Annotated in this window: 2 protein-coding genes and 1 pseudogene; all 3 read right to left on the minus strand. The window is 73.9% G+C overall.

The features are described 5' to 3' along the window. Positions 1-495, minus strand: a pseudogene (locus GTW08_RS05535) (hypothetical protein); the annotation flags it as partial. A 69-nt stretch (positions 496-564) separates the two neighbouring features. Further along, the gene (locus GTW08_RS05540; protein WP_073574338.1) at positions 565-1,239 is read right to left on the minus strand and encodes a fasciclin domain-containing protein; all 675 of its coding nucleotides are present in this window, start codon (positions 1,237-1,239) and stop codon (positions 565-567) included. A gap of 131 nt (positions 1,240-1,370) precedes the next feature. After that, on the minus strand, positions 1,371-2,415 hold a 1,045-nt coding region (locus tag GTW08_RS05545; protein WP_161151511.1), incomplete at its 5' end, for a molybdopterin-dependent oxidoreductase.

Genomic DNA, 2,415 nt, shown 5'->3' on the forward strand with positions numbered 1-2,415 from the left:
CGACAGCGGCGCGGCGGCGCCCAGGCCGTCCCGGGCCGCCCGGGTGAACGCGGCGTGCACCGCGAGGAACACCGTCGGCCCGACGAGGAGCGCCACGGCGGGGGCGAGCAGGTCGACCGGCCGGAACGCGGGCGCGAGCACCGTGGTGACCAGGGCGGTCACCCCCATCGCGACGACGACCGCCACGCCCGGGGCGGGTCGTCGCCGGGCCAGGAGCCCGGCGGCCACGGCCAGCCCGGTGATCACCAGCGCCATCCCGGTCAGCAGCGCGAGCTTGTCGGCGGTGCCGAACGTGGCGATCGCGAACTGCTTCAGCCACTCCGGGGTCAGCCGGACGAACTGGTCGCCGACGGTCAGGAACGGCGACGACGCCGGCGCCACCAGCCCCGCGACGAGGTCGCCCACGGCGAGGGCCGAGCCGACGCCGAGCAGGCCGGTGACCACCGCCCGCGGCCGGGTGAGGGACGCGGCGGGGTGGATCGGGGTCGCGGTCACAGCAGGGTGTTCGTACGACGACGGGCCCGGGGTTCGCACCCCGGGCCCGTCGTCTCGTGCTGTCGGTCGTCAGCTCGTGGGCATGAGGACCTTGTCGATCACGAACACGGTGGCGTTCGCGGTCGGGATGTTGCCGCAGAGGATGTTGGCGGTGTTGCCCTGCCCGTCGGTGACGGTGGGGGCCTCGGCGGTGCCGCCGATGGTGAGGTCACCGCCCGCCAGCTGGGTCAGGGTCTTCTTCTCCACGAGGCCCGCGGCGTCGAGGCGCTCCGGGGTCACGTGGTAGGAGAGCAGGCCCTGCAGCTGGGTGGTGTCGGCGAGCAGGGCGTTGAACTTCTCCTCGCCGAGCTGCTGCTGCACCGCGGTGAAGGCGTCGTTGGCCGGGGCGAAGACGGTGATGCCCTGCTGCTGGTTCAGGGTGTCGGCCAGGCCGGGGACCTTGCCGACGGCGGTGACCAGCGTGGTCAGCAGCGGGTTGGTGCTCGCGGCGGTGGCGACCGGCTGCGGGCCCATCGAGTTCAGCGAGCCGGGCTCGTCGCCCTGCGGCAGCTGGCTGCAGGCCGGGCCGAAGACGTCGTCGTTGGTGGTGACGCCGTCGGCGGCGGCGGTGGTCGCCGGGGCCGAGGAGGAGGCCGGGGCCGCCGCGGGCGGGGCGGAGGTGTCGCTGCCGCCGCCACAGGCGGTGAGGCCGAGCGAGAGGGCGGCGAGCAGGCCGACGGTGGCGAGGGTGCGAGAGGCGCGCATGGCTGAATTCCCTTTCGAGGAAACTGTCTGTCCTGTCTGGACTGTCGATGAGTTGTTCGGGCCGTGGGCCCGGGCGGTTCGGGATTTCCGGGAAGTTTCCGGATCTTTTTCCGAGAGCCCCGGGAATCGGTTCAGACGACGGTGATGATGGTGCTGGGCCAGCCCGTCGCGCCGTCCGGGATCGGTTCGACGCGGACGTCGGTCTGGACGAGCCCGCGGCGGTCGGTGGCGCGGGCGGTGAGGGTGTGGCTGCCGGGGGAGAGGTCGAGCTCGGCCCGCCACATCCGCCAGGTGTTCGGGTTGACCTCGGTGGCCAGCTCGGCCCGCACCCATGGGCCGTCGTCGGCGCGGACCTCGACGGCGGTGATCCCGACCGGCTGCGCCCACGCGACCCCGGCGACCTGCACACGTCCGGCCGGGAGCTTCGAGAAGCCGACCGGGGCGTCGATGCGGCACTGGGTCTTGATCGGGGCGCGCTCGGCCCAGCCACGGTCGCGCCAGTACACGCTGCGCTCGGCGAAGGTCGTCAGCTCGATGTCGGCGAGCCACTTGGTGGCCGAGACGTAGCCGTAGAGACCCGGGACGACCATGCGCACCGGGAAGCCGTGCTCGACCGGCAGCGCCTCACCGTTCATGCCGAGTGCGAGCAGCGCGCCGCGGCCGGGCTCCAGCACGGTTGCGGTGGGGGTGCCCGCGGTCCAGCCGTCGCGGCTGGTGGAGACGATCTGGTCCGCGGACGGGTCGACGCCGGCCTCCAGCAGCAACGGGGCCAGCTCGACACCGACGAAGTCCGCGGTGGACACCAGGTTCCCGCCGACCGTGTTGGACACGCAGGTCATCGTGATCGTGCGCTGCACCAGCGGGCGTCGCAGCAGGTCGTCGACGGTGAGGACGAGCTCGCGCCCGACCCGGCCGTGCACCCGCAGCGACCAGTCCTCGGCCCGGACCGCGGGAATCGTCAGGGCGACGTCGATCCGGTAGAAGTCGGCGTTCGGGGTCACGAACGGGACGGTGCCGAGCTGAGGGAACGCGGCCGACGCGGGTACCGGCGGGGCGGTCTCGGCGAGCGTCGCCGCGGCCAGCCTGCCGGTCAGCGCGGCCCGCGAGGCCGCGATCCCGCTGCCCGAGGAGGACAGCGCCAGGCCGGCCCCGCCCGCGACGAGCGTCCCGGCGGCG

Origin of the sequence: Pseudonocardia sp. SID8383 (genome assembly GCF_009864975.1) — a bacterium.
Taxonomy (GTDB): Bacteria; Actinomycetota; Actinomycetes; order Mycobacteriales; family Pseudonocardiaceae; genus Pseudonocardia; species Pseudonocardia alni.